Source organism: Helicobacter cholecystus (assembly GCF_003364215.1).
GTDB lineage: Bacteria > Campylobacterota > Campylobacteria > Campylobacterales > Helicobacteraceae > Helicobacter_G > Helicobacter_G cholecystus.
The window spans coordinates 1-3763 of the sequence record NZ_NXLU01000015.1 but is presented as its reverse complement, the minus strand read 5'-3'; the positions used below and the strand labels follow the sequence as shown (position 1 = coordinate 3763).

Genomic DNA, 3763 nt, shown 5'->3' with positions numbered 1-3763 from the left:
CACTGGAATTGAGAGTGTAGATGTATCTATAGCTGCTACTCCTGGAGCTCCTGTTGAACCTCCTGCTGAACTTGGAGATTTTCTGAGGATGAGATTAGTTTTTGCACTACTTCCATTTGTAATGACCACTCCTCCTGCATTTGTTGCACTTCCACTTCCATCCTTAAGGACAGCATAAGGAGTCCATAGACTATCTTCAAAGATGATATTCATACTTCCACTACTGCCATTGCCATTTGTAATGTTTCCAGTTAACCCCAGAGTTAAGCCAGCATTATCACCTTTGCCTTTAATGTAGATATTCTGTCTTCCACCAAGATTATCTAGATGTCCTAGAATGGCAGATTTAGAGAGAGGATCTAAAGATACATTATCAGCTAAATTCGCAAAAAATGCTGAGGGTTGATTTGGAATTTGTCCAAATGAACTATCAACACTGCTCATATCTAAATACAGATTTGCATTTCCAGAGACAGCTGTATCAAGCTCAAGAATTTTTCCATCAGATGCTAAAAAATGAGCAACTCCTTGATTTAATTCTGCTTCTTCTTCTGCAGGAGTAACTTCTTTGAGTTTTGCAATGACAGGAGAGCTCTGTCCTGCACCTGCTCTAAAAGCAATATTATTCCATCCTCCATTATTTGCACTCACACCATTTTTAATTTGTAATGTTCCCTCCATTGCTTTAGAGGCAATATCAGATTGATCTGCTGCTTGTGCATCTACTCTTTGCACTCCTCTTACTTGAGCATTGTCGCTATGAGTAGAAGCAGGTGAGAAAGTAAAGCCATTGTTGTTAATAGAAGAGAGATCGGCTTTGGCGATGGAGTTAACTCCACCAGAGAGTGCAGTGACACTTCCAAGATTGAGATTTGTTGATGTTGTTGCAAGAATAATGTTTTTACCACTACTTTGAGTAACAGAAATGTTTGATCCTGTAGCTTCTTGAGCTTTTTGTGATGCTTTTCCTTGAATGCCTGCATCTACAAGAGTGATTTTTGTAGTGTATTGCCCTGTTGTAATATTTCCTTGGATTCCCACAGAGTTAGAAGAGTTTTTACCCTTAAGAGTAAGATACATTGAACCTGTTCCATTGATATTACCATCAATGATTGCTTGATTATTTAAATTTGCTTCTGAAAGATCTAGATAAATATTTGCATTCCCCTCAATAGCATTTCCATTGTCTCCTGCAGAAATAACACTATTTGTTTGACTTCCATTTTGAGCTTTGAAGGCAATATTTGTCCAACCCCCATTATTTCCTATAATTCCTTGCTTAATTTGAAGGGTTCCAGTGAAAACTTTAGAATCCATGCTAGAAATTTCTGAAGTATTTTCAAAGCTTTCCTTAGCAATAGAATTAATCCCACCACTTGTGGTGATTTTATTAATAGTGAGTGCACTTGTTGCGCCACTATTGTTTTTGAGTAGGAGGATGTTTTTAGTATTGCCATGCCCAGTTGTTTTTACTTCATTAAAGACAATATGATTAGTAGTACCCTCAAAGGTTAGAGTGTTGCGTTTTTGAGTGTTGCCGTTACTTGCATTATTTGCGATAAGAGAAGAGGTATTTGTAGATAAAGCTGATGCATCTTCAGATAATGCATTTCCAATTGTAGCATTGCCTTTGAATGTGATAGTATTACTACCTTCATACCCACCACTTCCAGCCAGAATAGTTCCTTGAATACTTCCTGCATTATTAAAAGTAATAGTGTTTGATCCATTTCTATTAGCTTTAATATCACCTATGATTTTACTTACTTCTATGTCTGAAGAAGATGCTTGTTGCTGTGATGTGGAACCAAAGATCAAGGTATTGGTGCCACCATTTGTTTCAATATTTCCTGTGGTTGTTCCACTTTGTTTAAAGGTAATATTATTGCTTCCACCACTTGAAGTGATGTTTCCTGTGATTTCTCCTATGTTAAAGGTGATTTTATTTTCACTAACTGCCGTATTTGCCCTTGATACGGAAATATTACCCTTTAGAATTTGCCTTTCTGTTGCATGATCAAAAACAACATTGTTGTAACCACCTCTATTTCTGATAAAATTAGCAGTAACATCCCCTCGCATTGAACCATGATGGAAAGTAATATGGTTTCCTTTGTTTGTATCACTACTACCTACATATCCTCGTCCATAGCTAATAATATTTCCAGTTAAAACAAAATTCTCACTATTTATTTCTGATATTTGAGAATTTACGGCACTAAAAGTCACAACTTTTTTTTGAAAGTCATTACCATTTCCAGAATGTCCTGTTAAAATATTTCCCACCATTTTCGCACCATTTGTAAAGTTTACAACTAGATCCTTTGTGTTACGGCCACCGTTTTTTTGTCCTCCAATATTTCCCTGTAGAGTTCCTCCAGATAGATTAAAGGTTCCGCCCCAGCAATTACTTGTTACATTTCCTTTGACATAGTTTTTTTCTAGGGCATTGTTGGTATCTTTGAAATTTATATTAAGAGTTCCACCCTCAATTTTGATATTTGTTGCACTTCCGCTACTGTTTTGAATATAGCCACTTTTTTCAAAAGTGAATACAGCAGTATCTTGATGTTCGGATACTCTTATTGTGTTAGAGTGAATATAGCTTCCAGTTTCTTTAAAAATGACATTTGCCCAATATCCAACATCTCCCTGAATATAACTATCTTGTTGCTCAAATACAATAACACCGCTAGAAACATTTCCCTGAATATAGTTTGTTTTCCCCTTAAAAACTACATTATTACTTTCTGCATTAACATTTCCTATAATGTGTCCATTTTCAAAGGTAACTGAAATAGGGTTATTTGTGCCACTATTTTTTGTTTGAGTACTGATTGTTAGATTTCCTTCAAGATTGGCATTAGTTTTGAAGTTATAAGTTGAACCACCTGTGTTTTTGGCATTATGGATAATATTTCCCTGAATGCCCTTTCCTCCAAAAGTAGTCTTAAATAAATTATTATTGGTGCCATTGCCATCACTCCCATTAACTTCAATATTTCCCTTAAGGGCAAAGGCCTCAGATTTTATATTATCCAATTTGAGTTCAAAAGTTTTGCTTACTTGAGAATTAAAATTAACTTTAAGTGTTCCTCCCCCATTATTCCCGAGCTGGATTCCTTTGGTATTTGTGCTTGTTCCATTTTGTAATGAGAAGTAGTTATTGCCATTATTACCGACTGAGATTGTATAGTTATTATCACTTATAGAGCTTGAAGGTGCGCCATTACCATCGAAATTGATTATAAGTTGCTTGAATGGATTGCTACTAGATGAATTAACTGGCATCCAATAGTTTTCCATATCTCCGGAAGATGCGTTATTCCAAGAAAAATCACTGTTAGGGGTAAATTGTTGAGTACTACTTTCATTTGCCCCATAGCAAAATATAGGATTTTCACCTTGTCGTGCAGTTGAACAAGTTTCTTGTGCACTCCCCACACTCACACCAAGAGCTAAAGCAAGTGAACTTGCAATTATGGGCTTAAATAAAGAATATTTAGGGTTTAATTTATCCCCCCCCCCCTTGTCTTCTATAAGAATAAAAATTTACTTTTTTCATGCTTATCTTAATCTCCTATTTATTTATTTTAATTTAAATTTCCTTCATAGAAATTTAAATGAGATTATATACAAAAATCTACGGGGGGGGGGGGGGTAAATTTATTAAAATTATATTTTTTTGTATTTATATATTTAAGAAAATAATAATATTAATATTATTAAAAGTGATAGAATAACTATAAATAGGGTATTTATA

Annotated in this window: 1 protein-coding gene; it reads right to left on the bottom strand. The window is 35.0% G+C overall.

What is annotated here, in order from left to right:
- A partial coding sequence (locus CQA62_RS06655) for a beta strand repeat-containing protein (protein ID WP_147288250.1) occupies positions 1 to 3444 on the bottom strand: 3444 nt, incomplete at its 3' end.
- Between the last annotated feature and the right edge of the window lie 319 nt (positions 3445 to 3763).